The sequence below is a fragment of the Deinococcus hopiensis KR-140 genome (assembly GCF_900176165.1).
Classification (GTDB): domain Bacteria; phylum Deinococcota; class Deinococci; order Deinococcales; family Deinococcaceae; genus Deinococcus; species Deinococcus hopiensis.
Map to the genome: position 1 here is coordinate 263789 of NZ_FWWU01000007.1, position 24813 is coordinate 288601.

Consider the following 24813-nt stretch of genomic DNA (forward strand, 5'->3'; position numbering starts at 1 on the left):
ACCGGGAATCGTTTGAAGTCTTCCTGGACCTGTTGTTGGATGGTTCCGGCAGACCTCTGCCGGAACGCGCCACCGTCAAATCCCCCTCGGCCCTCAGCCGTTTTCTCAACCATGCGAATTGGAACACCCGTCAGCTGTGCCGAGTCATGCGTCAGCACGCTCTAGAGACGTTGCAGGACCTATGGCGACAGCAACCCCATCAGCGCCCCCGGCTGGAACTGCTGGTGGATCTCACCAGTCTGGAAAAGACCGGCAAGTTCGTTGAACTTGCCGATTGGGTCCACACCTACCACAGCGTCCACGGCGTTCACTTGGTGGTGTTGTACCTGTGCTGTGGGGAGCTTCGTCTCCCCTGGGCTTTTCAAGTCTGGCGGGGGAAGGGATCCCCTTCCCCCGCACAACTCGCCCTGAAGTTGCTCCGAACAGTCCCTGCCACGTTGCTGAAGGGGAAACGTCGGCCTCGTCTGCACGCAGACGGGGGCTTTGAGAGTGCCGAATTCATCCAAGGCGTGCTGACTCGGGGGTTGGACATCGTCGTGGGCGTGCGTTGTACCCGCAAGCTCGAAGATAGCCGCCAGCTCCGCGACCTGATGGTACGGGGGAGCCTGGTCAAGCCCACAGGGCTTGACCAGGCGATGTGTGTCTCCTGGGTCTGGCTGTACCGAAACAAGGAGCCGGAGCAACGCTTTGTCATGTCGAATCTCGACTTGGGCGGCAAGTACCTGGCACGGGTGGGGAAACGCCGGTGGCGGATCGAAGCCTTTTTCAAGACGGTCAAGGGACGTTTTGGGCTTGAACGCTTCGCCCAGCACAGCAAGCAGGGCGTGCTGCGCTGGTGGTGCTTATCAGGCATGGCTTTTCTCTTGTGCCATGTTCAGAACCTCGACCTGCCTGTGAGTGTGCCGCACTCGTGGCCGGACTGGGGCGACCTGGCGAGTACCGTACGGTTCTCGTTCGTCTCCGAAGTGCGTCGTAGAGCCCTCCAACTCGAACTTGATGCTATTGATGCCTTCCAGCACGCACTTCTGACGTCCTCCACCTAAACTGCAAGATGTCAGTCTTGATACCGGCCTTGATGTGAGGCGCGGTATCGAGGAGATGTTCCATCTGGGCAATGCTTCTCAGAGGGATGAGCACACCCGGCGTCCCGAACTTGAGCCGGGATCAATAAAGTGCATCTGAAAAAGGTCAGGGTGGACCTTTGGCCAAACGGCGGACCATCAAGCGGATCCTCACCTCGTAGACAGGGTTTTCAGCCGTCTCCGGCAGCGCTTCATCGTCCCTGGCCATGCGCCTGGATTTCCAGGGCCAGGCAAAGGTCCGCTCCACGACCCGGCGCCGTTTCAACACCACAAATCCCGCGGGCACCTCCACACGTCGTGGAGGTGCGTCTTTCGGTGCCCAGGTGCTCTGCTGTCCTGACCAGGGATGCTTCACGATCTCCAGCGTCCAGCCGAGAAACGTTCCCTGTTCTCCTGCCAGTTTTCCGGTGTATCCCGCATCCGCCCACAGGTGCTTCATTCGGGGAAAAACATTTGGCGCCCCCTCGCAGGAGGAGGACCGCGCCCGCGCGGAGGAAGGATGTCCGCTTCATGCACTTTGATCGCCATGACGAGGCAGGGCGTATCCACGAGCAGATCACGCTTCCGTCCATTGACCTTCTGACCGCCGTCGTCACCACGTGGCCCCCCGCCTCGGTGGTTATGACCGATTGGCTGTCAATCATTCCAGCACTTGGTGTCTCAGGGCGTCCTTCTCGCACCCGGACGACCTTCACGCAATTTGATCTGCAACGCTTTCCACACGCCTTGCCGCCTCCACATCCTGTGCGCGTGGTCGGTTGTTTGCCAGGGGGAAAGATCGTGAGGCCGTCGCCTGCCAGGCCACGACCTCCGCGGAGGACAGAGAAGATGCTCGCCAGAATTTCTTGCAAAGACCACTTGCGCGGTCGACCCACAAGCGATTCAGGTGGGGTCAGCGGCTGGAGGACGTTCCACCCGGCATCGGTGAGGTCGTTTGGGGAGGTCACGCCCGCGTGACGCGGGCACCACCTCCGCCCCATCATCCCTCCATCCTCTAATCAGGTAAAACCCGCTCCTACACGTTTTTCAGTCGCACTTTAAGTCGTGACCCTTCCGACCATGCCTCCCAGATGGGAGTGCGCCCCCACGCGGAGCAGATGTGGACATTACTGGACCCTCCGGTTGGAATGGAGGTGCGCCTGATCCTGGCTTCACCATCAACACGGGGAGAGCAAAGTACGCCACTGATCTAAACGCGAATCCACCAGCTGCAGAAACATACAGCGCCACCACAACCATTGAGGGGAGACATATACAGTGCAGGCGAATCTAGACGCGTCCTCGCTTCGCCCCCCGTTTCCACCATCGTCGTCACGAATGGCTCTGCATCAAGCATCAACGTGTCATGGACTGTAGCGGCGGGTGCAGGATCCTAGCTGTACTTCGGGGAAATTCAGGAGGAACCAGGGAGGCCAGCATCGGTGATGCTGGCCTCCTGCTATGCCACGTTCTTTGCCCCCTTGGACCCGACATTTTCCCACCTGGTTCGCACCCTTTCTGACGCACTTTCGCCACCGTGCAGGGCGCACTTGGGCACCGTTGTACGTGCGTGGACTGTGCAGCGGTGCGTCCCGGAAAAGCATGCAACCTCTGGCTGCTGTGGTGGCTCCTGGAAAAGAAGACCACCTCCAGCACTTCATCACCGACAGTCCCTGGCCAACTCGTCCCCTGGAAACGCTGCTGGCCGAGCGGGCCCAGCAAATGCTTGGAGGCAAAGACGCCGTCTTGATCATTGACGATACCTGCCTGACCAAATTTGGGACGAAATCCGTGGGGGTTGCTCGCCAGTATTCGGGACAGGTGGGCAAGATCACGTCCTGTCAGTGTCTGGTCTCCCTGACCTTAGCCCAGCACGAGGTCCCTGTTCCCCTGGCCCTCCGGCTCTTCCTGCCACAGGACTGGACCAGCGATCCGGCGCGTCTCCAGGCTGCTGGTGTTCCATTGGAACACCAGCAGCCACAGACCAAATGGGCGTTGGCACTCCAGGAACTGGACCGGGTACGCGAACACGTCACCTTCGGCATGGTCTTGGCGGACGCTGGGTATGGCGTGACGGCTCAGTTCCGCCATGCCCTCACCACGCGCGGACTGCTGTGGTCGGTGGGTGTGACTCGCACACAGACGGTCTATCCCAAGGACGTTCGCTTAATCCCTATCCCCAAGTTCTTTCGTGGCAGAAGACCCAAGCACCCCACCCCCTCCGAAGACCGGCAATCGGTGGAGGACGTCCTCAAAGGTGCTGCATGGCAGCACCTGGTGTGGCGACACGGGACCAAGGGTCCCCTCTCAGGACGCTTTGCCGCTGTGTACGTGCGTCTCGCCGATGGAGAGGAAAATGCCCAGGGCCAGCACCTTCCCGGGCAGGCGGCCTGGATCATCGGTGAACAGCGACGGGGAGAGGAACGCAAATACTACGTCTGTAATCTCCCCGAGAACACCTCTCTCTCTCGGCTGGTTGAGGTGACCAAGCGCCGCTGGCCTTGCGAGTTGACCCACCGGGAGCTGAAGGACGAAGTCGGTCTGGACCACTTTGAGGGCCGTTCCTGGCAGGGCCTCCATCACCACGCCGTGCTTTGCATGCTGGCCCTGACCTTCCTTCAATGGTTGCGATTGACCCAGCCCGATGACCTCAAAGGTGACACTGTCCCCGCTATTCGAGCGGAGGTGGCAGGGGACCTGCCCCTGCCACCTCCGTGCCAGCAATGCCGCGCCTGCACAGCTTTATTCAGCGGTCCCTGAATTTCCCCGAAGTACAGCTAGAAGCTGCCAAGATCACGATCCAACTTGAATGACCTGATTTTGGTATTTGCGTAAACACCCGACCCAGAGCCTGTTTTCTTGCTGGTCAGGGGAGGGACCTTTGATCAACTTCGAGCACCCTTCCCAGCTCTCTGCTGCCAGGCTGGATCTGGAATCTCGGAACTGGGGATGCGGCTACCTCGTCATCAATAAACGTCCCACACGTACTTCTTCAGCCTGTTTGTTCGCTCGCCACAGAACCAGACCTTCTATTTTGGATGGGCATCTTTTCACCCTCTAGAGCATTTGACATAAGAAGATGTCTGGGAAGGCGTGGGTGAACCAGCCGAAAACGTCTCGTACCGAAACGGCGTTCAGAGCGTCCCCAATCCCCTGTAGCAGAGCGGTCCGGTCTCGCCATTCACCTGCGCGGACGAGGGCTTTGACTTTAGAGAACATGCCTTCAATCGGGTTGAAATCGGGACTGTAGGGAGGCAGAAACAGGACCATACAACCGCGGGCTTCGATGTGCGTCCGAACGGACGCACGGTGATGTGCCGAGAGGTTGTCGAGCACCACGACCTGTCCTGGGGTCAGTGCAGGGCACAGAATGTTTTGCACGTACCACTCGAAACTCACGCCGTTGACTGCACCGTCCAGGATCAGGGGAGCGAAGGGACCACTCACCTGCAGCGCGCAGACGAGCGTTTGGTTCCGTCCCCAGTTTCGGGGCACGGAAGCGAGCGCACGCCGTGTCCGGTGCGCGCGACCATATCCTCGAGTCATGGCAGTGTGGAAGCCGCTCTCGTCAAGAAAGACCAGACGGGCTGGGGTCTGGAGGTAAGGCTTCAGGTCGTTCAGGAACTGCTGACGCAGTTCCTCCTTCTGTTCGCACGCGACCCGCGTTTTTTTTGTAGGTGATGCCATGCCGACGGAAGATTCGGTCTACCGTTCGGTAGCTAATCTTCAGTCCCGTCGCGGCTTCCAACTTGCGGGCATGTTCTTCGAGTGTGGCATCCAAGTCCTCCTCCAGTTGCTGGAGGAGGACTTGCTCATGCTCGCTCTGCACCCGTGGGCGACGCCCTGTTGGACGCTTGACGTGCGTCAAGGTGCCCGCCTCGTGTTTCTTCAGATACAACCCAACGGTTCGCACATCCACCCCGAACGTTTCGGCCACCCGCTGATGGTCCTTCTCCTTCAGCGCCGCTGCGACAATCCGTTCTCGAAGATCGACGCTGTACCCGCGTGCCCCTACCCGCTTCTTCATCCTCTTATTATGTCAAATACTCTAGACGCCGATCTCGTTTGATCGTCTGAGAAAAATCTCAGTGAGCAGAATCTGGATTACTTGACCGGACGGATCTGAACATCATTATTGATACCGGCTTAGGTTTGAGACGAGCAATAGGCATGGGTGAGCTTGGCGGGGAGTTGTGAGGCGCGAAGGCGACGCCAGGCGAAGTTCAAGCGATCTTTCAATTCGCCCTGGTCTTTGGGGCAGAAATTGCCGAGCAGGTGCCCTTTGACATAGGCCCAAAGGTGCTCGATCGGGTTGAGCTCCGGGGCATATGGGGGCAGGTACTGGATGGTGAGACGCTGTTGCTGCTCAACGAAGGCTCTGAGGGCCTTTGTATGATGAATGCGAGCGTTGTCCAAGACGACGATCAAGTCGCCTTTGATATGTCGGAGCAGATGTTCAAAGAACGCCAGCACCTGAGGTCCTCGAACGGCTCCTGGTATGGTGTGCTGCAGAAATTGACCACGGGTCGTCACTGCACCCAGGGTAGAGAGCTTGTCCCACCCGGCTTTGGCGTGAATGATGGGAGTCTGGCCACGTGGAGCCCAAGTCCGCGTGACCGTGGGTTTCAGGCTGAAGCCACTCTCGTCAACGAAGACCAGGGTTGCGCCCTGAGCGACTTTTTTTTTCCAACTCGGGTCGGACGGTCTGCACCCAAGTCTGAACGGCTTGTTCGTCACGCTCCATCGCGCGTGGATCGGGCTTCTGAGGACTAAAGCCCAGCTGATGGAGTACCTTCCTCACGTGATCGACGTGGTACCACACCTCAAATTGCACCCCGATCACCTCCCGCACGCGGGAGGTTGTCCAGCGCTCATCCTTATACCCCGCGGCCTTCGAACCCGCCTCGAGTAGGGCTTGGAGCTGCTTGAGTTGTTCAGCAGTGAGGCGACGCCGAGGACCAGTGGCCCGCGTCGCCTCCAGACTGCCTCGTTCTCGGAGTCGCTGTTTCCAGGTCCTGACCGTACTTTCCGCAACACCGACGGTCTCAGCGATGACGCGGTCGGTCACTTCAGGATCCTGGAGAAGTTGCTGCACATACAGCCGTCGTTCTTCGAGTTGCGCGCGGCTCAGCCTTGAGGGTCGCCAGACCTGCACCATGACCTCAGCCTACCACTCGTCTCCGATTCAAGCCGGTATCAATAAGACGGTGGCCTGCGATCAGAAGCGCGCGAAATGACCGGAACGGCGACGGCTCCTCAAACTCGATGGTCAGGCCCAGCGGGACGTTCCGCAGGCCCGGAACATAAGGCGTGCATCCGACTTGCACGGTGTCCACACCGTTAGAAGCCTTTTTGGGTCTAAGAAATGAGCGGTTGGGTAGATAGGCAAAGATGTCGGACGTGCAGATGTGGACGCCCATGGTTTCCGTTTTGGTCACGGTATAGGTCAGCCGACAGGTCACGGTCTTGCTGCGGCTCACGCAGCCCTCCAGCTGAAAACGGCCGAACTTGTCCTCCCACCGCTCGGGTGAGGTTGCGAGCGCAGCCCTCCCCATCAGGAGGGGGAAGGCGCGACACACGTCTGGAGAATAGCGATGCTGCCCCTTCTGAGATGTTACAGTTTAAGCGGCATAGCTTTGATTGTCGTACCAAACGACTAAAATTCATACCAGGTTCGAGCAGCCCTGGCTTCAGGGCGAGCCGGAACCGGTACGTACGGTTGAGGGCTTCCGGGAGAGTCAGCACTGGGGTGAACACCAGCCCGTATCCGGGGTGGCGCTTCGTCCACCCCTCCGCGACCACCGCGCTGTCTTTGCTGTGGGGAAATGCTCCTGCAGGCGTTGCAAAGGTACAGACCAGTTGCCTCTGGCAGCGACCCACCCGTTGGTGCTCCTGCCCGGTCCATAGCGCGGATGTGGCTCAAGCCGCGACCAGGAGCAGCGGACCTGATACGCCATTTGTCTTTATACCCGGGTGGTATTGACGCGTGCTTTATACCAGGGTAATATTCCGGCGTAGATGACACGGGGTTGATACCTCGCAGCGCCCTCCTCGCACCGCCAGGGGGTCCACAGCAGTGTTGTCTCTCCGCCCGTTCATTCGCGCGTCACTTGAGATCACCCGCGTCACACTTCTGCGCCTGCTCCTGTCGGTGCGGCCGCCCACCCTTGTCCCAACTCAGGAGTTGCCATGCCCACCCCCCGCTCCCCCGGCCTGCCCTTTATCTTCGTTACCCTCGCGCTCGACATGATCGGCCTCGGCCTGATCATCCCCGTCGCACCCGTCTTGGTCGCCCATCTCACAAGCGATCCCCTCACCGCGCCCCATTTCCTCGGTATCCTCGTGGCCCTATTCTCAACCGCGCAACTCCTCGCCGCCCCGATCTTCGGGGCCCTTTCCGACCGCTTCGGACGCCGCCCTGTCCTGCTCCTCTCAACCCTTCTCACTGCCCTCTCGTACATCCTCGCTGCCCTCGCGCCGTCCCTGATGTGGCTCCTCCTCGCGCGTACCCTCGGTGGCATCGGAGCGGCCACCATCGGCGTCGCCAACGCTTACATCGCTGACGTCAGCGCCCCTGAAAACCGCGCCCGGAACTTTGGCATCGCGGGCGCCGCCTTCGGCCTGGGCCTGATCATCGGCCCCGCCCTCGGTGGCCTTCTCAGCAGCCTTGATCTGCGCCTTCCCTTCCTGGTCTCCGCCACGCTCGCGGCCCTGAACTTCCTGTACGGCCTCATTGTCCTGCCTGAATCCCGCCGCGCTGAGCCCGCACCCTTCGACCCCCGGACGCTCATGCCCCTCCGTGCCCTCGGTATCCTCAACCACTTCCCTGGCCTGCCTGTTCTCGCGGCCGTGGTGCTGCTCGTGAGCCTCGCCTCGCAGTTCCTCACCAGTACGTGGGTTTTACACGGCGCCGTGCGCTACGGCTGGACCCCGGCGACCAATGGCCTCGCCCTCGCTCTAGCCGGTGTGCTCTCTGCCACCGTGCAGGTCGCCGTGCTGCCGCGGGTTCTTCGTCAGGTGGGTCCGGAACGGACCGTCACCCTCGGACTCCTCACCGGCGTTGCCGCGTACGTCATGTACGGCCTCGCCTCAGCGCCCTGGATGCTCTGGGCCTCCCTTCCCATAGGTGCCCTTTCGGGCATCGCCGCTCCTGCCCTGCAAGCCCTCACGACCAACAAGGCTGCGACCCACGCCCAGGGCAGCGTGCAGGGTGCCCTCGCCGGCCTGACCTCCCTGAGTGCCATTGCCGGGCCGCTCGCGGCCACCGCCCTCTTCTCGCACTTCGCGTCCCCACACGCCACCCCATTCGTGCCAGGCGCAGCCTACTTCGCCGCCGCGTTGCTGCTCCTCGGAGGCCTCGCGGTCTTCGCTGCCACCCGCACCCATCCCGCCTTGCAAGGAGAAGTTGTATGACCGACACACGCCGTGCCCACGCCTTCACACCCCGGGCAGGGGTGTACCGCATCACCCACCTGCCTTCCGGACGCACGCTGCTCGGGGCCAGCACCCACGCCCAGGGAATGCTTAACCGTATCCAGTTCCACCTGACGACGCGGCTCGAATCGCCCTTCAAAACCGGAGGTCACAACCTCAACCCGGTCCACCTTGACTGGAATGCCGACGGTGAAGCGGCCTTCCTCTTCGAAGTGCTCGACGAGATTGAGCCGGACGTCTCGGGAAAGGTTGCGCCCGACGACCTCGCAGAACTTCTCGACCTGTGGCGTGACCGGCTCGCCCTGCCGCCCGAGCAGTGTTACTGACGCCCATGACCCAGTCCACCCACACTGCGTTCTACGGCGAGCGCCGCCTGATCACCGCGCCGCTCGCTGACGTACTTGCCCACCTCGCTGTTCGCCTCAGCGGCCTCGCCCCGAACTTCCCCCTCGTGCTGGTGAACGACGGCGACGGCCGCACCACCGACTTCGACTTGCGGGGCAACGTGGAAGACATCCTCCGCCGGGCTCTGCCCGATCCACCTCCTGTTGGCGCTCGCCCCGTCCGCACCCCACGCAGCGTCACGTTGCTGCCACGTCACTGGGACTGGCTGAACGATCAACCCGAAGGGTCCGGCGCTGTCCTGCGCCGCCTTATGGACGAAGCGATGCAGCGGAATACCTCCCGTGCTCAGGCCGCGCAGGAGGCCGCACAGCACTTTATGACGGCCCTCGCCGGCAACTTGCCCTACTACCAGGCCGCGTCCAGGGCCCTGTATGCCGGACAGGAGGAGGAGTACGAACGCTTCACCCGCGACTGGCCCGACGACATACGTGCGCACGCCCTCCATCTCGCCGCCCCAGCCTTCATCTCCGGCGCCTCCTGACCCACGGAGCTTTCCATGCTGACCTCTGAGTCCCCTCTGCCAATCGCGCAAGCGAACGCCGAGGAGCTGACTACCCTGGCCCACCATGAGGATTTTCTCATCCGTGCCGCCGTCGCCCGCCATCCCAACACTCCGGTGACCGTTCTTGGTGCGCTCGCTGCCGATCACCCCGAAGAAGTACTGCACAACCCCGCGCTTCCCCTCGTCCTCCTTGCCCGCTCGCCTGATGTGGCCCGCTGGCCCGCCCCGGCCCTGCTCGCCCTCATCGCGTGCCCGGGTGCGCCGGACGCCCTCCTTGTCCTCGCCGCTCGCCACCCTGACCCAGACGTTCAGGGCGCCCTCGCCTGCCGGAATGGTCTCCCGTGGGAAGCCCTCGGTACCCTTGCCCGCAGTGACAACTGGGATGTGCGCGCCCGCATCGCCCGGCAGCCCGCGCTGCCACTGCCCCTCATTGCGCAGTTCGCACGTGACGCCGATTACGGTGTGCGCCGCGCGGTTGCCGCGCGCCCAGAGCTGCCCGGTGCGGTGCGCAGCACCCTAACCCATGATCCGCATCCGCTTGTGCGTGCCGCCGCACGTTCATCAAAGGAGTCCGCATGACCCTTTCGCCACAAGAACTGCACGGTTACCTCTCTGCCCTCGTCCGCCGGGACCTCACCGTATCCACCATGATCTGGGGACCCCCCGGCGTCGGCAAATCCAGTATCGTCTCGCAGGTCGCGCGCGAACTTGGACTCGAATTTACCGACGTGCGCCTCTCCCAGCTCGCCCCAACCGACCTGCGCGGACTCCCTGTCGCTGAAAACGGCGTGAGCCGCTGGTTTCCCCCAGAGTTCCTGCCCCGCTCGGGCCGTGGTGTGCTGTTCCTCGACGAACTCAACATGGCCCCGCCCACCATGCAGGGCATGGCGCAGCAACTCATCCTCGACCGCCGCGTCGGCAGCTACGCGTTACCGGACGGCTGGTTCGTGTGGGCCGCCGGAAACCGCAAGGAGGACCGCGCCAGCGTCTTTGATATGCCTGCGCCTCTTGCCAACCGCTTTGTGCACCTCGAAGTGCGCCCCGATTTCGCGGCCTGGCGCGCCTATGCCCACGCTGCCCGCATCCACCCGCACGTCATCGCCTTCCTCATGTATCGCTCGGAACTGCTGCACGCCCTGGACCCTGCAAGACCCGCGTGGCCCAGCCCGCGCAGCTGGTCGGTGGCCTCGGACCTGCACGCAGCGGACCTCGACGTTGCGCCCGCCATCGGGGAGGGGGCGGCGGCAGAATTCATGGCTTTCGCGCACCTGTACGGTTCCCTCCCCGACCTGGAGCGCGTCCTCGCGGGTGAGGCGACAAATGCGGTGTTCCCAGCCGAACCCAGCGCTTCCTACGCCACGGTCACTGCCCTCGCGGACCGCGCCGGCGACGCCGACCGTGCCGCACGGGCGCTTGGGTGGCTCACCGCCGCCAGCCCAGAGTGGACGCAACTCTTCGTCACGCACCTCGTTGGCCGCCTTCAGGCAACCGGCCAGCTCGCCGCCCTTACGGAGCTGATGGAGCGTGACGCCGCCCTCACGGACCTCGTGCACCGCACGCTCACCGGACAGGAGGCCTGAACGTGACGGTGCACCCCGCTGAGGCCGCCTTCGAAGGTCTCGTCGCGGCTTCCCGCCGACGCCTCGCGGGGCGCTCTCCGTTCTTTGCCACGCTCACGCTCCACGCCGAGATCCTACCGTCATGGAGCGTGGCGCGCGCAGCGACAGACGGGCACCGCGTCTACATCCACCCCGAACTCGCCGCCACACTTCCGGCGGCGGAACTCGACGCGCTCCTGCTGCACCAGGTGCTCCACCTCGCGCTCGAGCATGGACCGCGGCGCGGTGGGCGCGACGCCAAGCGCTGGAACCGAGCGGCCGACATCGTCGTCCACGGCCTGGTGGCGAACGCAGGGCTGCCTGTCACCGGCCGCTCGCTTCTCCTCGAAGGTCGGCGGGTAGAGGACGTGTACGCCGCTCTGGAACACCGGCCTGAAGAGAGCGTCACTGAGACGGACGACCTGATCGGCGATCCGCCGAGCAACACGCCGCGGGAGGGGAACGGGCGCGGAACGGGAAGCGGCGTGCCCTGGGCGAGGGTACGCGCGCTGGCCCGTGCGGCCAAGGCCCTGGGGGGTGGCGGGGGTGAGGGTGGACTCGGCCTGCAGCGCGAACTTGACGGTCTGGAGATCGCCCAACTCGACTGGAAGGCTCGGCTGTGGCGCTTCCTGGTCCGCTCCCCCGTGGATTTCGGTGGGTTTGACAGGCGCTTCATCGGTCGCCGCCTCTACCTGGAAGCGCTTGAGGAGGACGCGCTACGGCTCGTGGTCGTGGTGGACACCTCTGGTAGCGTGACGAACTCATGCCTGCGGACGCTGCTGACGGAAGTTCGCGGCATTACCGGCGTGTACCCGCACCTGCACGCCAGTTTGTATTACGCGGACGCAGAGGTACATGGTCCACACGACTTGAGTGGGAGTACCCCCTTCCCCCCACCCAAAGGTGGTGGGGGCAGCGACTTCCGCCCTGCCCTCGCGGCTGCAGCTCAGGGAACGGAACTCATCGTCTACCTCACGGACGGATACGGACGCTTCCCGCCGGAAGCTCCTCACGCGCCTGTGGTGTGGGTTGTGCCTGACGGCGGCGCGCCCGACGACCTCTTTCCTTTTGGTGAAGTGCTGCGGCTTGGTCCTCCGACCTGAGACACAGCATCGGTAAGCCCCACCTCGGGGTCCGCAACCACCCTGCCTGTACTTTGCCATTCGTGACCTTCGCGTCGGCTTGCGAGGGAATGCAGCCCTGTCCCTTCAACTCCTGCCGCCGCGCTGCTTCAACGGCAGCGCCGCGGTGCCTTTGCTGAACCAACTCCTCCTCGCCTCAGCACTTAAGGACAACATCAGGGGCAGACGACTGATGCTGACCGTCCGCTTGCTCCCTGGACGCTTGCTCAGGCACTGGGGGGATCAGGTGTGAACGCAGGCGCGGCGAGGGATAAGGCGTGCTCGCGCACATCCTCGGGCCAGCCCTGCGTGTGGTGTTTGAAAGCGGAAGCGTCACGGGCGTACAGGGCGCGCGACGCCTCTTGATAACCGGCCAGATTACCGGCAAGAACGGCCATGAAGCGGTCAGCAGCCCCCTGGGCAGCACGCACGCGTTCGGCGCTGGGGTCTTGCTTCCGCGCCTCGTCCACAAGTCGGCGCAGGACGGCAGAGGCGCCACCCTGCTGCGCTTCGAGCCATTCCCAGTGCCGGGGCAGCAGCGTCACCTCGCGGGAGACGACGCCAAGTTTAGGCCGTCCCCGTCCAGGCGGTTTTGCTTCAGGTTGAGCGCGAGCGAGCACGTCTTGGAGGTCGCCACGCAGATCGAAATCGACGCTTTGACCCGTTCTATCTTCAAAAATAAGGAGCTCGGCGTTGGGGTCGGACGGCATAGACTTCACACGGGCAAGGACGTCAGAAAGTGCGCCCGTAACGAGCCGGCGTGAGCCGAGGAAAGCAGTATAGGACCCGTTCACACTTGATTTTATCCCGGTAATATTGTGCTGTCAAAAAGGCTGAGGCAAGTTGCAGATCAGTTGGCAAAGCCCTCGCGAGCATCTGCACCTGCTTGTGTGTGGCAATTGCTGGGCTGTGCCGCTGGGTCACCGCCGTTGTTTGGCCCCAAACGCATCAACCCACAGAAGGGGTATTGGGGTACGGTCACTGGTCTGACAGAGCCGTGAAACCGCGCGAGCGGGGTCGAATAGGTTTCCTCCTCACCCTGCAACTGGCCGTCTTGCTCCAGCCTCATAAGATTGTGTCCTGGAACTCTGCGAAGATGAAGCGGCCCACTGGTTTTGGGGAGCAGCGTCAAGAGGGTGGAATGGAGGGCCGTACCTTCCAGGGACATTGTCCACTCAAACCTGACGTCTGATACAATTACGTCGTGAACAAAAGAACCTTCAGGTGCTTTGTTACAGCCGCACCAGCACGGAGGCTTAACGGCATAAGCGACAGGGCAGATGAAGGTGGAGGCAAAACTTTGTGGGCGAGGGTATGGAAGCGCGCACAGCGGACATCTGGTCTGGTGATAGGGGAGTCGACTGGCAGTGTCATCCGAGGGGTTTGTTCACGATCGACCGTGCCACACCTCCGGGTTATGGAGGGTGCAAAGCCTTTCAACACAGGTCCTCAACCAGGAACCAGAAGGTGGACAGGGGAGGAAGAAGCATGAACTGGACGCTTGAGGTGGTCGTGGTTCCCGTGAGTGACGTTGAACGTGCTCGTGCCTTTTACGCTAATGCCTTGGGCTTCGCCGTGGATCACGACACGCAAGTGAGCGAGACTCGGCGGGTGATCCAGCTCACGCCTCCAGGCTCAGGGTGTTCAATCGTTCTGGGGACAGGGATGTCCCGAATGACCCCGGGGTCCCTCCACGGCCTCCAACTGGTGGTCCGCGATCTGGAGGCCGCTCGCGCCCAACTCCTGGAGCGGAACGTAAAGGTTGGGGAGATCCAGGTCATTGGGCCAACGGGCCCACGCCCGGCCGCGCCAGGTGAGGACTTGAATTACGTTGGCTTCCTCTTCTTCAACGATCCCGATGGAAATGGATGGGGCATTCAACAGATCGGCAACCGGCACTAAAAGGCTTCCATTGATCGGGCCAGGGTGCCGGAAAATGGCCCCTCACAAGCAGCAAAGGAGACTTTATGCGTAAGGTGATCGTGACTGAGTTCCTGTCCCTCGATGGTGTCATGGAAAATCCCACCTCGTGGCAGCAGGGCTTTTCCAGTCGAGCCATTGGCGAGTTCAAGCAAAGTGAACTTTTTGAGAGTGATGCTCTCCTGCTGGGTCGTGTGACATACGAGGGCTTCGCGGAGTATTGGCCGACTGCGACAGAGACAGGGGAATTCGGCGAGAGGATGAACAGCCTGCCGAAGTTTGTGGCCACAACCACGCTGGACACCCTGGAATGGAACGCCGTGGCGCTGGGTGAGGATGTGATCGCGGAGGTGGTGCAGTTGAAACGGCAGGAAGGCGGCAATCTCCTGACGTATGGCAGCGGGACATTCTCACAAACCCTGTTGCAGCACGGCCTGGTGGACGAACTTCGCCTGCTGGTGTACCCCGTGGTGGCGGGACGGGGCAAGCGGTTCTTTACAGGTGCGGACAAACTGACGTTGCAACTCGCCGCCTCCAGGGAACTGGGCGCGGGCGTGGTCCTGTTGACCTACGCGCCACCCTCTCCAATCTCTGCTCCAGCGGGTGCTTGAAGCTGGACTGGCAAGAGGTAGGAAAGCCCATTCAGTAAGAACACATTCAATTTCAGGGAGGAACGGATGAACCAGACAGCGGTGAAGCGCCTTTATCTGATGCAGGTTGGATCGATGCCGGAGTATCAGATTCCAATTGTTTGCTACCTCGTGCAGACGGATGACAACAGAAATATCTTGATTGACACTGGTCTTCCAGAATTTATTCCCGAAGAAGCGTCAGACTTTGTAAATGGGCAAGACGTTGTCGAGCAGTTGGCGAGCATTGGTTTAAAGCCGGATGATATCCATATGGTGGTTTCGACGCATTATGACATCGATCATTCAGGAAGACATGCGGCGTTTACGAAAGCTGAGTATGTTGTTCAACGCTTGCATCATCTAGATGCTGAGAGCAACCCACGTTTTGTAGCCAATCGCCCTCAATGGGATCAGCCCATGGACCGTATTCGGCTGGTGCACGGAGACACGGAACTGCTTCCAGGGCTGGAACTGATTGAGACGAGCGGACATGTACCGGGACATCAATCGGTGCTGGTGCGCCTGCCTAAAACGGGGGCGACGTTATTGCCGATTGACGCGGTCCCCTTCGGCGAGGACTTTAGCCGTAACGGGCAGGACGATGGAAAAAATCCGGACGCCGAAGCGATTCGCGCCAGTACAGTGAAACTGCTTGAGCTAACGGAGCGCGAGCAGATTGGCCTCGTCATTTTTGGGCATGACAGAGCGCAGTGGGAAGGCCTGAAAAAGTTGCCGGAGTATTTCGACTGAGGAGGGAGTCCGCCTAAAGGAGAGGGCTGGCCACGCTGGCCCAGCGTGGCTGAGCAGCCACGTCGCTCGCTGCGCGAATGCCGAAGAAGGAGCGACCTTTAGAGCACTTGTCATAATGAGAGCATGAAAGCTGTTGGGGGGCGAGGGTACAGTCTGGATCTGCGGGAACGGGTGGTCGCGGCGGTCGAAGGCGGTCAGACTCGGAAAGAGGTCGCCCGGTTGTACCGAATGCGCATCGAAACCGTAGATACCTATCTGGAAAAGCAGCGCCTGGGAACGTTGCACGAGGTGGGTCGGTCTTCTGGTCGTCCCCCACGGGTCACACCCCTACACGAACAGCAACTGCTGCAACAACTCAAGGCGCATGACGACGCGACATTGATCGAGCATGCTCGCATGCTCGAAGAAGCGACAGGGTTGAAGGTCAGCTTCAAAACTGTGGATCGAGTGTTCCGCAAGCATCACATCACCCGTAAAAAAAACTTTGGTCGCGTTCGAGCGAAGTGAAGAAAGGCGACAGCAGTTTCTCAATGACTTAGCTCCGTATCTCACTCATCCAGAACAGCTGGTGTTCCTGGATGAGAGTGGCTTTCACACCGCCATGACACGAGGATACGCGCGTGCGCACAGGACTGAGCGAGCTCATGGCTATGTTCCCAGGAATCACGGACGCAACCAGACCTTGATTTGTGCTCTACAACTTACGGGACCGATGGTCCCGTTCGTTTTGACTGGTGCCGTCAACGGTCCATCGTTTGAATGGTACATCCGCCATTTGGTTTGTCCTATCCTGCAGCCAGGACAGGTCGTTGTCATGGACAACCTGTCGTCTCATCATCGAGCGTCTGTTCCAACACTTATTGAAGCACAGGGTTGTCGGATCCTGTTCCTTCCGCCTTATAGTCCAGACTTTAATCCTATCGAGCTGATGTTCTCTCAGGTCAAGGCGGCCGTCAGAGCGAAGGCTTGTCGAACAGTCGACGGCCTCATCTCTGCCATTGGAGCCGCTTTGCAGGCGGTTCGTGCACAGGACATCAACGCCTGGTTCCGACATGCTTATCCCTCCGTATCTTTATGACAAATGCTCTAGGTTCAGCCTTCCAAGGGGCTCGGAGGCAAAGCTCCGAGGTGACGTCTTCGCCATCCAGGTGTACATGCCAGAAGTGTTCCTTGCTGCCAGCGGGGCAATCCTTGCACCCGGTGATGGTCTTTGAAATTCGAAGTTGGTGTTTACCCTCTTTCTGATCAAGGATAACTGAGGGCTGGGGCCTGAGCCCACCTTAGAGCATTTGTCAAAAAGAAGGCTTCTTTTTGACCGAGCAGGGTGGGCGAATTTGAAGGCGCATTGGGGAGAATGGCGCCGTGAGTGGAAGGTCATCCTTCACGGCGTCATTCGGACAAATGCTCTAGGCCCTACCCACGCTGCTGTCCTTGAAAAACAGTACAGGGATTGGACGTCACCCGCTCTGTCGGAAAAGTTCGCGCTCAACTTCCCGGTGGACCTGATGGCGAGGTTTTGCTGGCCCTGTGTAATTGGGGCGTGCGGGAAGCTGTTCCTTGACGTCGATTTTACCCAGGTGAAAACCTCGTTTTTCTCCTGTCTAGAGCATTTGACATCAGAAGATGTCGGGGAAGGCGTGCGTGAACCAGCCAAAAACGTCTCGTAGCGAAACGGCGTTCAAAGCGTCCCAAATGCCCTGAAGCAGAGCGGTCCGGTCTCGCCACTCACGGGCACGGACGAGGGCTTTGACCTTAGAGAACATGCCTTGGGTCGGGTTGAAGTCGGGGCTGTAGGGAGGCAGAAACAGGACCATACAATTCCAGGCTTCGATGTGCGTCCGAATGGGTGCACGGTGATGTGCCGAGAGATTGCCCTGCACCACGACCTGTCCTGGGGTCAAAGCTGGGCACAGGATTTCTCGGACGTACCACTCGAAACTCACGCCGTTGACAGCACCGTCCAGGATCAGGGGCGCAAAGGGACCACTCGCCTGCAGCGCGCATACGAAGTTTGGTTCCGTCCCCAGTTGCGGGGGACGGAAGCGACCGCACGCTGTGTGTGGTGCGCGCGACCATAGCCTCGGGTCATGGCCGTGTGGAAGCCGCTCTCGTCAAGAAAGACCAGACGGGCAGGGGTCTGCAGGTACGGCTTCAGGTCGTTCAGGAACTGCTGACGCAGTTCCTCCTTCTGTGCGCACGCGACCCGCGTTTTTTTTGTAGGTGACGCCATGCCGACGGAAGACTCGGTCCACCGTTCGATAACTGATCTTCAGTCCTGTCACAGCTTCCAACTTGCGGGCATGTTCTTCGAGGGTGGCGTCCAAGTCCTCCTCCAGTTGCTGGAGGACTTGCTCATGCTCGCTGTGCACCCGTGGGCGACGCCCAGTCGGGCGCTTCACGTGCGTCAAGGTGCCTACCTCGTGTTTCTTCAGATACAACGCGATCGTTCGTACATCGACGTCGAACGTTTCAGCCACCCGCTGATGGTCCTTCTCCTTCAGCGCCGCTGCGACAATCCGTTCTCGAGGATCGACGCCGTATCCGCGTACCCCTACCCACTTCTTCATCCTCTTACTATGTCAAATGCCCTAAGAGCATTTAAACCAGACTGTAGGTTAGAGAGCGCTTAAATAGCATGACACGTGCTTTGGGACGTCGGGACTGCTCAGCACGACAGTCCACGTTGTGATGAGCAGTGAGGAGATAACAGCTTAGTACGAGAGTCATCCTCTATTTAAATATGTACAAAGTTGTACATATTTAAACATTCGTATCTATTGGACTGACCGCAGCGGTTGGATTGTTGGCGATGATGCTGGGACTATTCTCAGCCGTCCTTGGGATGTTGAGCGTGACGATCAGTCAAGTCTTCCTCCTGAAGGAATCTGGGTTAGTCGAAAAGGCATAAAGTCATACGTGTATGAATCCCAAAAAGCCGAAGGGTAACTGCACCCTGAAGGGCTGACGGGGCATCGCCCGGACCGAACGTTTGTCGTACTGAGCTCAGATCCTAGCTGTCCGCCTCTGCCGCCACCCGCACGAGTTGCGCAGCAGCGTCTTCCAATACCAGTCCACCGTGGTAAGTCAGTACCGCCTTCGCTGACTCCTGGGCCAATTTCTGCACGCTCTTGAGCGCTTGACCCATGTCAGGCGTCATGCGCGCCACCGGCCCGTTCAGCTGCCCGCCAGCACTGGTCATCGCATCTCCGGTAATCAATACACCGTCCTGCTGAACATATAAGCTCAGGTGGCCCACCGTATGCCCAGGAGTGGCGATGACCTTCACACCGCCCGCAAAGTCAAGCACCTCGCCATCGTGCAGCACCTGAGTGACGTGGGCCTTTGGTGGGTTGGCGAAAACGGCCTGCATTTCAGGAGGCATGCTGGCGAGCATCTCTGGAGAAGGCTGCTTCTGGCCCGGTTTCTCCCCCTGAACGTACGGCACCTCGGCCTCCAGGGCCAGCACTTCAGCGCCAGAGGCCGCCAAGATGGCCGGCAGGGAGCCGATGTGGTCGAGATCGTGATGCGTCACGATAATCCGCTTCACATCGGTCCAGCTAAGTTTCAGGGTTCGCAGCGCGGTCTGGAACAGGCCTTCCATCCCTGGAATTCCGGTGTCTACCAGCGTGGCCCCGTGGGCCTCATCCAGGATCAGGGCCGGAAAGATGGTGGTTGGTGTGCCCATCAGGACTGCACCGATGGGCAGGGCGTAAACGTGTTCACTCATCTTGATCGGCTCTGCCATGGGCAGAGGCTACCACCGGTTCGCCCAATCCCTGACACCCATAACGTCGACCTGCAAGAAGCCTGGAAGACCGTGACAAGCTTCTCGCAACTGTTGGCGCGCAAGTACCCGCGGCAGTTGGATTCAAAGGGTGAACCGTACCTGCGCCTCGTCACTGAAGGCACCCAATACGGAATCAAAGTGATTCCTGTATGTGGCTAGATGTGTGATGAGGATATAGATCACGTCTGGGAGGACTTAAATAGATATGACTCTCATAACTATATGCGTGAGAATCACTCTTGCGTATAACTCCTAAAAGACCTGCTGGCCTCCGCGAGCGTGACGCGTGGGTTGGGCGCCCTGGTGCCCGTGGACACCCACGTGGTCCTCATGCAGGATATGCCGTCCAGATCGGGAGTCCAGGTGGCAGGGTGTAAATAGGGGCGTTGCCCCTCGCTTTGGGAGAAGGATATCAATGTCACCGTTGCTCCGGCGCGGCGAGCAGAACTGTCCCTGTAGGGCCTGGAGTGGCGGTGCTTGGCTGATCCTTGAGGAGGTCGCCCCGGAGGACTTGGCAGGCGGTCTCGCTGGAGTTGTGGCCGAACTCTCGCGGGTGGATACGCTCGAAAAGGACAGACTTCATGATTGATCCCCAGCAAGACGGTCCAGGCGGTGACGAGGCCCGTCCTTCCCCGAGGTTCAGGACGGCTGAGGAGGTCATGCATTTCCGCCCGGAACTGTTTGGCATGCTCCGCCCTGAGTAACGCAGACCGTCACTGCTCAGCATGTCGTCCCGCCTTACGCTGAGTAGTAACGGGGCGTTGGCCCATCCTCAAACTGGACGCGGCTCCCTGGGACACGATGAGGGGCGTGGGGCTGGCGTCAGCTGTAGGCCAGGTTGGCGAAGTGGAATGAATGTCCCCTCTCGCGGCGCACACCTTGGTGGGTGCCTTTTTTGTCTACAGGGAATGGAGGGGGCTGTGGAGAAGCGCCAGCCCTGATACCCTGCCCGCATATGCCGAGGCCCCGTCATGCTCCTCTGGGTCTCCCGCTCTACGCCATACATCATTCGTATAGCCCCTCATCTATAGAAAGGCTGCGATGACCCTTCCCCCTCCTGAAATGCCCGAAGCGCGCCTCATTGCTCTGATCCAGCAGCAGGAGGCCCAAGGGCGTGTCCGTGCTGCACGGCTTCCAGTCGACGAACCTACAGCCGCCGCCTTAACGGCGTATGGCGCAGACCGGGTCACGCTGTTTGTGTTTAACCGCCGTCACTTGTATGACGTTCGCGGCAACCTGGTCACCATGGGTGAATTGATCGCCGAGCTTGCGCCGCTGCTCTGGCCTACCGCTGCCAACCAAACCTCAAACGGCCTCCAACGTGCTGGACAGCGTGCGCCCGGCTCGGACCTCACAGAAGTGCAAGCGGCCCACCTGCACCAATGGGCCACCATCGCCATTGGCCCGCTCCTGCCTGCCCCACGGGGCGCCACCGTCCTCCACGTCACACCCCTGCTCCCATCCCACCTGCGTGCCTCACATGAAGTGTCCCTCACCACGCCCAACGGGACATACATGAGCGACACTGATCGGCCGGCGGACGTCCTCCTCGGTGCGCTCCATGCCCTACTCCCTAAGCGCTAAGGCGTCGTTTAATCCTATGAAGAGGGGTATTGCTTGGCCTGAGCCCTGTCGTCATTGCCGGGTCAGCCACACCAGCAGGGCATCCTGGTCCGTTTCCCCCCTGCGGAGCAGAAGGGATAGCGGAAGGGACACAGGCAGTTGCGGCTGTGTCCCTTTCCGTGGGCTGCTGTTGTCCGGAATTCCCTGCACTATCTTTCGCGGTCATCTCCGGTTGTTCGAGCACTCCAACATGAGGAGCGTTCATCACTGCCCTAGAGCAAGCCGGGCAGCGAGCCTCTCAGGGAGGCCCACCTCCCGCATAGCTTTCTGCGTAAGCGCGACTGGGTAAGGCACCCGGAAAACCTCGAAGACTTCACTGACACTGTCGTAGATGCCGTAACTCGCGTGTGGATTGCCATCTCGCGGTTGACCCACGCTGCCAGGATTGAGAATGACTCGGGCGCCCCGTGGTACCTGGTAACTCCCACCCTCGGGAAAAGTCCGCACCTTCACCCAGTCGCCCACCGGCCCCTTGAGCGTGGCGTAGGCGGCGGGGGTATGCGTATGGCCCACGAAACCCAGGCGGCCCTGCCACCGGGCAAAGGCGTCGCGCGCAGCATTCACCGAATCGGTATAGGTATCCATGCTAACGGGCGTACCGTGGCGGTAACGCGCGCCTAAGGGGGAGTCGTCCACTCCATCTGGCCAGGACCGGATCAACGCGAGGTCAAGCTTGGACAACTGTGACAGCTGCCATGTGAGCGGCAGGGCCAACTCTTTGTCCTGGCTCGTACGTCGGTTGTCGACGTACGTCAACATCGTGTGTTCGTGGTTCCCCAGGATGCATGTGGCGCCGAGGTCGCGCAGCGCAGTCACGACTTCAACAGGATGAGGGCCGTACCCAAGGGCGTCTCCCAGATGAATCACCCGGTCGAAACTCCGGGATTGAGCGTCGTTTAAGACTGCATCCAGGGCCGGATAGTTTGCGTGGATGTCAGAAAGCACCAGGAGCCGCACAAGAACATGATAGCGGACCAGCGAAGAATTCAAGAAAGATGGTAAGGAGTCAGGAGCCCCGGTTGTGGCAACTTGAGCTCGGTAGCCCGCTGAGCTGGGACCAACCGGAAACTGTACCGGCACCGTTTCCCCAGGGAGGTCCAAATCTGGTAAAGCCCATTGCCATCACCCGGTCTTCCCCCAGGCGTAGTGACCCAAATCCTCTGCCAGAGTCAGGCGCGCGCCAGCGTAAGGAACGTCATGTCATACGCGTGGTGTTCATCTTTTGGCCGAAATTCCCGGCCCAGGGTCTTCCAGAGGTCTACCTGGGCCTCTCCAGCAGGAGGGAAGAAGGTGTCCCCCTCCAGATCGGTGTGAACCAGCGTCAGGTACATGCGGCTGACCTGGTCGAGATACAAGCTGTAGACCTCGGCCCCACCGATCACCATGATTTCCGGCGCGTCCCCAGCGGCCTGCAGGGCGTCTCCAGGCGTGTACACGAGGGTACATCCGCGCGCCTCATACGCGTGGTCGCGGGTGAGCACGATGTTGTGGCGGCCTGGGAGGGGCCTGCCGATGCCCTGGTGGACCTTGCGGCCCATGATCACTGGTTTGCCGAGCGTGAGGCGGCGGAAGTGCTTCATGTCCTCAGGGAGGCGCCAGGGCAGTTCCAGGCCGCGCCCGATCACTCGCCCTGGCGTGGTCATGGCGGCGACCAAGCTCAGGCGGGGGTTGGTGAGCTTCAACAGAACCTCCCTACACCGAGACGGGCATTTTGATGTGCGGATGTGGATCGTATCCCAGCAGCTGCAGGTCCTCACAGCGGAAAGCAAAGAGGTCACGCACGTCCGGGTTGAGCCGAACGTGTGGCAGGGCACGGGGCTCACGCGTGAGCTGTTCGCGGACGCCGTCCATCTGGTTGAGGTAGATGTGCGCGTCGCCGAAGGTGTGGATGAACTCGCCGGGTTTCAGTCCCACCACCTGCGCGACCATCTGCGTCAAGAGCGCGTACGAGGCGATGTTGAACGGCACGCCAATCGGCACGTCCGCGGAGCGCTGGTAGAGCTGGCAACTCAGGCGGCCTTCCGAGACGAAAAACTGGAACATCGTGTGGCACGGGGGTAGGGCCATGTCCTCAATTTCTGCCGGATTCCAAGCGGTGACGAGGTGGCGCGTGCTGTAGGGATTGTCGCGCAGCCCCTGGATCAGACGCGAGATCTGATCGATCGTGCCGCCCCGCCCATCAGGCCAGCTGCGCCACTGCACGCCGTACACGGGGCCGAGTTCACCGTGCTCGTCTGCCCAGGCGTCCCAGATGTTGACCCCGTGCTGCTGCAGGTACCGGATGTTGCTGCTGCCTTGGAGGAACCACAGCAGCTCATGCACCACCCCCTTGAAGTGAATTTTTTTGGTGGTAACGAGTGGGAAACCCTGGGCGAGGTCGAAGCGCATCTGGTATCCGAAGACGCGTCGGCGTCCGGTTCCAGTGCGGTCTTGTGTGTCGACGCCGGAGTCGAGGATGTGGCGGAGCAGGTCGAGGTACGGTTGCAAGGTTGAGGGTCTCCTGGCGTGCTTGGCGTTGGGAGGGGGCACGCTCCCATTCCTCTGGATTCTATAAGGTCAATCGTCTTGAAGTCTGGCGCTTGCGCGATCACCATCTCCCGAATATCTGTGAAAGCGGCGCAACCACAAGCGTCAGATGCACGCTAACGCAGAGCGTGACAGGAACGGCTGCCGCAAACCGACATAGACGGCTGGGGAATATACGTTCCAAGTCCACTCGCCACTCTCGAGTCTTGTCCGAACACCACTCAGGATCTCAGGGGCCAAACCGCCTTGCTGATGGAGCCCGTTTGTCCGGCAGACCCGATCTGGGGGGCCAAGCGCTTCGGTCTGGAGAGCCGAAAGGCCTTGGTGGACGTTCCACAGGGCGAGGTACCTTTTTCGTTGGCAGGGCAACGAGCCGGAAGCCCACACCAGGCGGCGGAGCGTGGTCCCATCTTCAGGAGGAGGGAAGGGGCAAGGCGTCTGATCCCCTACGCTTCTCCCGGACGCTACCTATTGGTACTCCGTTGACTGGCGGGAACCTGATGGATGGCGCCCGTGTTTCTGGGGTCAGCGCGGTACGTAAAGAGTGGGAATCCCCCGTGTTCTTCGCCAGCACTTTCAGACTCAACGGAGTACCACTATACCGACTCCAATCGAATCGTTTGCGGAGCTATTCAGTCCAAGCAGAGCGAGAAGGAGAAAAACGGGTTCCGGGTGTGGAGGGAAGCACACCGGCGGTCTTCCGGTGTGTTCACGAAACGGACGCAACCCGTACTTACCTGCTGCCGAAGATTTTGGGGAACAGGGTGCGAGCGGGCGTGAGCGGCTTGGTGCTCACCCAGTAGGGGAGACTCAGGGAGGCGTTCTTCACAGAGAACCTTCCCGACTCGCTCACAGTCATCACTGCGTTCCAACCTGCACGGAGCGTGAGGTCGTAGTACGTGTTAAGGCCCGTGCAGCGGCCCTTGACAGTCGCAATTCGGTCGCTGTATAGCCACTGGGATCGACGGGTGGGCTCGTAGAGGCGGTCGGCCTGCATGATCAGGACTACGGTGTTGTGCTCAGCGGAGAACAGCATCAACTGCTCAGCGGTATAGGTGTTGGGTTCACTCGGGTTGCTGATGACGCCAGGGCAGGCACCAAGGGGATGGAGGTCCGGTTTGAAGCTCTGGGGGACGGTGAGGTTGAAGCGGGGACCCTCAAGGGTTCCGAGGCCGACGATCTTGCCCTGGGCGAGGTTGGTCAGGAGCACCAGCGTTTTACCTGCGCCGTTGCTGGCCTCCCAGGCGGAGAAGTTCCGGATCTCGCCTTGTATTCCGACTGCGCGAACTGTTCCAGATGCAGCGATAGGGGTTAGAGAGAGTGTCAGGGAGAGAAAGCGCGAGAGAATGGACACGGGGCCACGGTAGGCAATCTTTATCAGCCCTTAATCAGACGGTGATTGTTCCCGGACGCTTTCCCCTACACGGTTGGACGCCGTTCTGGTTGACCTGCCT

Annotated in this window: 26 protein-coding genes; 13 read left to right on the forward strand and 13 right to left on the reverse strand. The window is 60.8% G+C overall.

The genetic code is table 11. The features are described from left to right. Positions 1 to 32 precede the first annotated feature (32 nt). Entirely contained in the window at positions 33 to 1043 is a 1011-nt protein-coding gene (locus B9A95_RS09835) for a transposase (RefSeq protein ID WP_212648294.1), read from the forward strand. A 145-nt stretch (positions 1044 to 1188) separates the two neighbouring features. Here the strand turns inward: B9A95_RS09835 and B9A95_RS35280 are convergent, their stop codons facing one another. Then, on the reverse strand, positions 1189 to 1521 hold the full coding sequence (locus B9A95_RS35280) for a transposase (RefSeq protein WP_245808233.1): 333 nt from the start codon (positions 1519 to 1521) through the stop codon (positions 1189 to 1191). 1001 nt (positions 1522 to 2522) lie between these two features. On the opposite strand from B9A95_RS35280, the gene B9A95_RS09845 reads away from it, so the two are divergent. After that, complete coding sequence (locus tag B9A95_RS09845; protein ID WP_084046868.1) at positions 2523 to 3821, forward strand: IS701 family transposase; 1299 nt, start codon at positions 2523 to 2525, stop codon at positions 3819 to 3821. A 297-nt stretch (positions 3822 to 4118) separates the two neighbouring features. Here the strand turns inward: B9A95_RS09845 and B9A95_RS09850 are convergent. The 3 genes from B9A95_RS09850 to B9A95_RS34550 form a co-directional block, all read right to left on the reverse strand. Beyond that, positions 4119 to 5088, reverse strand: a protein-coding gene (locus B9A95_RS09850; RefSeq protein WP_139806410.1) for an IS630 family transposase whose coding sequence is annotated in 2 segments (ribosomal slippage) — positions 4119 to 4733 and positions 4735 to 5088 — 969 coding nt in all. Because the reading frame shifts where the segments join, the coding sequence is not laid out codon by codon here. Between the two features lie 119 nt (positions 5089 to 5207). Then, positions 5208 to 6219 (reverse strand): IS630 family transposase gene (locus B9A95_RS34545; RefSeq protein WP_212648295.1). Its coding sequence is split into 2 segments (ribosomal slippage): positions 5208 to 5747 and positions 5749 to 6219, totalling 1011 coding nucleotides; the frame shifts between segments, so codons are not numbered across the junction. A gap of 4 nt (positions 6220 to 6223) precedes the next feature. Next, positions 6224 to 6541: a hypothetical protein gene (locus B9A95_RS34550; protein ID WP_212648296.1), complete on the reverse strand. Its 318-nt coding sequence runs from the start codon at positions 6539 to 6541 to the stop codon at positions 6224 to 6226. Between the two features lie 709 nt (positions 6542 to 7250). On the opposite strand from B9A95_RS34550, the gene B9A95_RS09855 reads away from it, so the two are divergent. From B9A95_RS09855 to B9A95_RS09880, 6 genes are read left to right on the forward strand one after another with little or no spacing between them, the layout of a single operon-like run. Then, the gene (locus B9A95_RS09855; RefSeq protein WP_084046870.1) at positions 7251 to 8474 is read left to right on the forward strand and encodes an MFS transporter; all 1224 of its coding nucleotides are present in this window, start codon (positions 7251 to 7253) and stop codon (positions 8472 to 8474) included. Continuing rightward, positions 8471 to 8821 (forward strand): GIY-YIG nuclease family protein, encoded by a 351-nt coding sequence (locus B9A95_RS09860; protein ID WP_084046872.1) that lies wholly within the window; start codon positions 8471 to 8473, stop codon positions 8819 to 8821. Before B9A95_RS09855 ends, B9A95_RS09860 begins: the two co-directional genes overlap by 4 nt. A 5-nt stretch (positions 8822 to 8826) precedes the next feature. Then, on the forward strand, positions 8827 to 9381 hold the full coding sequence (locus B9A95_RS09865) for a DUF2239 family protein (RefSeq protein ID WP_084046874.1): 555 nt from the start codon (positions 8827 to 8829) through the stop codon (positions 9379 to 9381). A 15-nt stretch (positions 9382 to 9396) separates the two neighbouring features. Further along, a complete protein-coding gene (locus B9A95_RS09870; protein ID WP_084046876.1) occupies positions 9397 to 9981 on the forward strand; it encodes a hypothetical protein in 585 nt (194 codons plus the stop codon). Next, entirely contained in the window at positions 9978 to 10982 is a 1005-nt protein-coding gene (locus B9A95_RS09875; RefSeq protein WP_084046878.1) for an ATP-binding protein, read from the forward strand. Before B9A95_RS09870 ends, B9A95_RS09875 begins: the two co-directional genes overlap by 4 nt. Before the next feature lie 2 nt (positions 10983 to 10984). Then, positions 10985 to 12103, forward strand: coding sequence for a vWA domain-containing protein (locus B9A95_RS09880; RefSeq protein WP_139806643.1), 1119 nt, complete (start codon positions 10985 to 10987; stop codon positions 12101 to 12103). Positions 12104 to 12348: 245 nt separating this feature from the next. Here the strand turns inward: B9A95_RS09880 and B9A95_RS09885 are convergent, their stop codons facing one another. After that, positions 12349 to 12915 (reverse strand): DUF2239 family protein, encoded by a 567-nt coding sequence (locus B9A95_RS09885; protein ID WP_139806644.1) that lies wholly within the window; start codon positions 12913 to 12915, stop codon positions 12349 to 12351. Between the two features lie 694 nt (positions 12916 to 13609). Here B9A95_RS09885 and B9A95_RS09890 point away from each other — a divergent pair. The 4 genes from B9A95_RS09890 (at position 13610) to B9A95_RS09905 (ending at position 16501) form a co-directional block, all read left to right on the forward strand. Continuing rightward, positions 13610 to 14023, forward strand: a complete 414-nt coding sequence (locus tag B9A95_RS09890; protein WP_084046882.1) for a VOC family protein — start codon at positions 13610 to 13612, stop codon at positions 14021 to 14023. A gap of 65 nt (positions 14024 to 14088) precedes the next feature. Beyond that, the gene (locus tag B9A95_RS09895; RefSeq protein WP_084046885.1) at positions 14089 to 14652 is read left to right on the forward strand and encodes a dihydrofolate reductase family protein; all 564 of its coding nucleotides are present in this window, start codon (positions 14089 to 14091) and stop codon (positions 14650 to 14652) included. A gap of 66 nt (positions 14653 to 14718) precedes the next feature. Continuing rightward, a complete protein-coding gene (locus B9A95_RS09900) occupies positions 14719 to 15423 on the forward strand; it encodes an N-acyl homoserine lactonase family protein (RefSeq protein ID WP_084046888.1) in 705 nt (234 codons plus the stop codon). A 123-nt stretch (positions 15424 to 15546) separates the two neighbouring features. Continuing rightward, a protein-coding gene (locus B9A95_RS09905; RefSeq protein ID WP_139806467.1) for an IS630 family transposase occupies positions 15547 to 16501 on the forward strand; the annotation gives its coding sequence in 2 pieces (ribosomal slippage) (positions 15547 to 15897 and positions 15899 to 16501; 954 coding nt in all). Between the two features lie 538 nt (positions 16502 to 17039). Here the strand turns inward: B9A95_RS09905 and B9A95_RS36160 are convergent. From B9A95_RS36160 to B9A95_RS33530, 4 genes are all read right to left on the reverse strand, one after another. Continuing rightward, the gene (locus B9A95_RS36160; RefSeq protein WP_281255844.1) at positions 17040 to 17450 is read right to left on the reverse strand and encodes a transposase; all 411 of its coding nucleotides are present in this window, start codon (positions 17448 to 17450) and stop codon (positions 17040 to 17042) included. Positions 17451 to 17534: 84 nt separating this feature from the next. Beyond that, complete coding sequence (locus B9A95_RS36165) at positions 17535 to 17990, reverse strand: hypothetical protein (RefSeq protein ID WP_281255837.1); 456 nt, start codon at positions 17988 to 17990, stop codon at positions 17535 to 17537. Between the two features lie 443 nt (positions 17991 to 18433). Then, positions 18434 to 19168 (reverse strand): MBL fold metallo-hydrolase, encoded by a 735-nt coding sequence (locus tag B9A95_RS09915; RefSeq protein ID WP_084046891.1) that lies wholly within the window; start codon positions 19166 to 19168, stop codon positions 18434 to 18436. Between the two features lie 460 nt (positions 19169 to 19628). Next, complete coding sequence (locus tag B9A95_RS33530; RefSeq protein WP_170928555.1) at positions 19629 to 19793, reverse strand: hypothetical protein; 165 nt, start codon at positions 19791 to 19793, stop codon at positions 19629 to 19631. Positions 19794 to 20251: 458 nt separating this feature from the next. Between B9A95_RS33530 and B9A95_RS09920 the strand changes: the two genes are divergently transcribed. Beyond that, positions 20252 to 20794 (forward strand): hypothetical protein, encoded by a 543-nt coding sequence (locus tag B9A95_RS09920; RefSeq protein WP_084046894.1) that lies wholly within the window; start codon positions 20252 to 20254, stop codon positions 20792 to 20794. A 243-nt stretch (positions 20795 to 21037) separates the two neighbouring features. Here B9A95_RS09920 and B9A95_RS09925 read toward each other — a convergent pair whose 3' ends face one another. The 4 genes from B9A95_RS09925 to B9A95_RS09940 all read right to left on the reverse strand — a co-directional run bounded on the left by B9A95_RS09925 (position 21038) and on the right by B9A95_RS09940 (position 24713). Then, a complete protein-coding gene (locus B9A95_RS09925; RefSeq protein ID WP_245808234.1) occupies positions 21038 to 21823 on the reverse strand; it encodes a metallophosphoesterase family protein in 786 nt (261 codons plus the stop codon). Between the two features lie 179 nt (positions 21824 to 22002). Beyond that, positions 22003 to 22515: a dihydrofolate reductase gene (locus tag B9A95_RS09930; protein WP_245808235.1), complete on the reverse strand. Its 513-nt coding sequence runs from the start codon at positions 22513 to 22515 to the stop codon at positions 22003 to 22005. A 10-nt stretch (positions 22516 to 22525) separates the two neighbouring features. Next, entirely contained in the window at positions 22526 to 23320 is a 795-nt protein-coding gene (locus B9A95_RS09935) for a thymidylate synthase (RefSeq protein WP_084046898.1), read from the reverse strand. 772 nt (positions 23321 to 24092) lie between these two features. After that, on the reverse strand, positions 24093 to 24713 hold the full coding sequence (locus B9A95_RS09940; protein WP_139806645.1) for a hypothetical protein: 621 nt from the start codon (positions 24711 to 24713) through the stop codon (positions 24093 to 24095). Positions 24714 to 24813 lie beyond the last annotated feature (100 nt).